Source organism: Pedobacter sp. UBA5917, assembly GCF_002432345.1.
GTDB lineage: Bacteria > Bacteroidota > Bacteroidia > Sphingobacteriales > Sphingobacteriaceae > Pedobacter.
Genome location: NZ_DJDT01000318.1, coordinates 1 through 3106 on the forward strand (window position 1 = coordinate 1; position 3106 = coordinate 3106).

General features: G+C 35.5%; 4 protein-coding genes. 1 reads left to right on the forward strand and 3 read right to left on the reverse strand.

The features are described from left to right. Positions 1-119 precede the first annotated feature (119 nt). The 3 genes from B2V92_RS22350 to B2V92_RS22360 all read right to left on the reverse strand — a co-directional run bounded on the left by B2V92_RS22350 (position 120) and on the right by B2V92_RS22360 (position 2108). Complete coding sequence (locus tag B2V92_RS22350; protein WP_293312294.1) at positions 120-560, reverse strand: energy transducer TonB; 441 nt, start codon at positions 558-560, stop codon at positions 120-122. Positions 561-643: 83 nt separating this feature from the next. Then, positions 644-1282, reverse strand: a complete 639-nt coding sequence (locus B2V92_RS22355) for a suppressor of fused domain protein (RefSeq protein ID WP_293312296.1) — start codon at positions 1280-1282, stop codon at positions 644-646. 154 nt (positions 1283-1436) lie between these two features. Further along, the gene (locus B2V92_RS22360) at positions 1437-2108 is read right to left on the reverse strand and encodes a hypothetical protein (RefSeq protein ID WP_293312298.1); all 672 of its coding nucleotides are present in this window, start codon (positions 2106-2108) and stop codon (positions 1437-1439) included. Between the two features lie 522 nt (positions 2109-2630). On the opposite strand from B2V92_RS22360, the gene B2V92_RS22365 reads away from it, so the two are divergent. Beyond that, on the forward strand, positions 2631-3035 hold the full coding sequence (locus tag B2V92_RS22365; protein ID WP_293312300.1) for an EVE domain-containing protein: 405 nt from the start codon (positions 2631-2633) through the stop codon (positions 3033-3035). The last annotated feature ends 71 nt before the right edge of the window (positions 3036-3106 follow it).

Below are 3106 nucleotides of genomic sequence, written 5' to 3' on the forward strand. Positions count from 1 at the left end.
AATGATGGAATGATGGAATGATTGAGTGGTAGAATGATTGAGTGATGGAATGATTGAATCGCTAATTAGTCTAACATTACATTTTCTAGTTAACTTTCTGCCATTAACCGGAATAATATTTATTCGTATTTAAATTCGAAAGGTTGAGAAAGCCTGAACCTGGCAGGTTGTCCATCTCTTGTGCCTGGAGTATATTTCGGCAGGAGTTTAAGAATTCTGACGATTTCGTTTCTCATGGCCTGTGTGCCTGTTCCTGTTGCCTCGTATTTAGAAATACTTCCATCTTTTTCGATCGTCATTACCACTTTCAGTTTGGTATAAAGCCTGTTTTTCTGGATCACATTGGAGGCTTGGTAATGGTTATGGAGAAAATGATTAAAATCTTCATTGCTAAGCGGAAATTGGGGTATTTTATACACATGCTCTCCAGAAAGGGTTCTTTCGTCATAAACCGTGGTATCGGCTTCGGTAGTTACTTTTACAGTGTTTTGGGCTTTAGCCTTTTGGCCAAGTGTTATCAAAATTAAAAGTGATAACATCAGGATGATTTGTTTTTTCATGAGATCGTTTTTTTAAATATAATGATTTAGCGTTGGATTGGAAAGGAGGATTGCTACATCTATGTGGTTTTGCGAATATTATATTACACACATACGTTTTTTCTTCCAACCTTTACAATTTCTTCAATTCCGAATTTTTCAAACCGTTCCAATAAATCATTCGCTCCATTTTTTTTCTTAAATTCCAGTTCTTCTCTGTATAAAGGAATTAAAGTGAAAATGTCGATAGCGGTTTCATGATCAAGTTTGATTTTTGTAAAATCTTCCGACAGTTCCATTGAGCGTGCCAGCATTACGGAGCTAAAACCGACTCCTTCCGAAAATTCTTCATCCTCCTCGTGCCCAAAAGTATGTCCGAAACCTAGCCAGGTTTTATTTTCATGAGGCAACAGCATTAACGCTTTCATCAACCGGATTGGCCAGTAGTTGCCTTCGTCACTGAAAGATTCATATTCCAGGTTCCATTCTTTAGGAAGCAGGATCATCACTTCAGCAAATTTCGATGATGCAACATCATCTGGAACCGTCATAGGTAAGGCACTCATGCCGCAACTTAATAAAATGTGAAATGGCCTGTCTTCAGTTGCTTTTATAAAGTAAATATCCCTATGGATTGTTTCAGATTCTATTTCATCAAAAACAACTATATCTTCGGTTTCATCAAAAAAAAGATCTAGATGATTGTCAACTATTTCGACGCTATTTGGAACTTGATGAGGCATGATTGTTAATTTGATTACAAGATATTAATTTTCTGCTAAGATGGAACATCAAAAAGATATCGATTTCTCTATTTAAAGAATGGATAAATACTTTAGACGTTTTTATTTTGATGTTTTCAAAATCAACAATAATAGGAACTACCCGATACTTTAGTTAGTTATATTCTATTTTGATTATGTAGTTACCAATTTCATCAGATATCGATGGTCTGCATTTAATGGTATATTTTTTACCATTTTTTTTGAACTGATATTCATGTTTTTCTAAAAGTCTTTCATCTATCATATTCTTCTCAATCAGTTTTTTTAAAGAGTCGTTTTCATTGTCTGAAATAAGTTTACCCGACTCTACATTGTATTCGGAAACTCTCTTCCAATAAACGGTCTTCACCAATATTTTTGAATTGATTGTATCAAGCCAATGGCCTCCATAAGGATGATCGAATTTGGCTTTCCAAATAACTTTTCCTTGTTTATCAAAAGCAGAAATATTGCCTAGATACGAAGAGTAAATCACCATACCATTTTTAAATGATGCTGGTTGGCTTGCAAAAGCGTCAACACCTCCACGCCATTTAACAAGCCCATTCTTTGGGTTTAAGCAATAAAGAAAATTGTTGCCGCCTCTAACATCACTTGTATTACAGTATATTTTGTCCTGATAGATAATTGCATTCTGCAATCCTCTTTGATCAAATTTGTCCAGCCAAAAATCACCTGTATTTAAGAGAGGATATGGAACTGAGGGATCAAAAACAAAGCTTGAGTTGCTCCCTTGACATGAAGTCAAGACAATTAAAATTAATATACTGAAGAGTTGTCTCATTAATTACTGCTCACTTGTTTATTTCCACTTATATAATAGTGCAATTTAGAAACGTTTTTACCTCGTTAAGCATTTCTAAATGATCAAAAAAACGCTTAAACTTAAAGATGTGAAATAATGTTTAAGAATTATTCAATTATCTACAAAGTGGCAAATTTTATATAAAGATAGAGAAAAGGCTAACAGAAGCCGTCCGCCTCGCCAAAATTAAAACCATGACAATGCAAAGCAAATGGCGTGTGTATTAGGTAGCATTAGACACGGCGCAGTACAATCACCCCAACATATTTCCTAATCCGCGTAGATTTAGTAGTTTTGGAGTCTAAATAATAATAGTAAATATAAGGCTCATTTAGAACCCGAAGATTTTCGGAATGCTTAAATAGAATTCATAATCTTCCCAAATTTGTACAGGTTGGATTGTTTTGACTGTTTCATCATTTGTATTTGTCGCCACTTTTGTCGCCAATCCGAAAATCGAACTGAACATATGCCTTTAAAGCCCTTTAAATAAAGAAATAAATGAATCATTGGTTAGTAAAATCAGAGCCTTTTAAATACAGTTGGGAAAAATTTAATCAGGATGGCCGTACCTTTTGGGATGGTGTGCGTAATTATCAGGCAAGGAATAACCTGAAAGCCATGAAAGAAGGTGATCTGGTGTTGTTTTACCACAGCAACGAAGGTAAGAATGTAGTGGGCATTGCCAAAGTGGTAAGGGAATTTTATCAGGATCCTACTACCGATGATGCAAATTGGGTAGTGGTAGATTTATCGCCTGTAGAAAGCCTTAAAAACCCGGTTTCTTTAGAGCAGATTAAAGCAGAACCTAGCCTGGTTGATATTTCGTTGGTACGCCAGGGCCGTTTGTCGGTAATGCCGCTTAAAGCAGAAGAGTTTGATAAGATTTTGGAAATGGGAGCGTAGGGTTTAGTCCTTAGTCTGCAGTCCTGAGTCCATAGTTGGTTAACCAATCATTGACCATTAAGAAGTTAAGA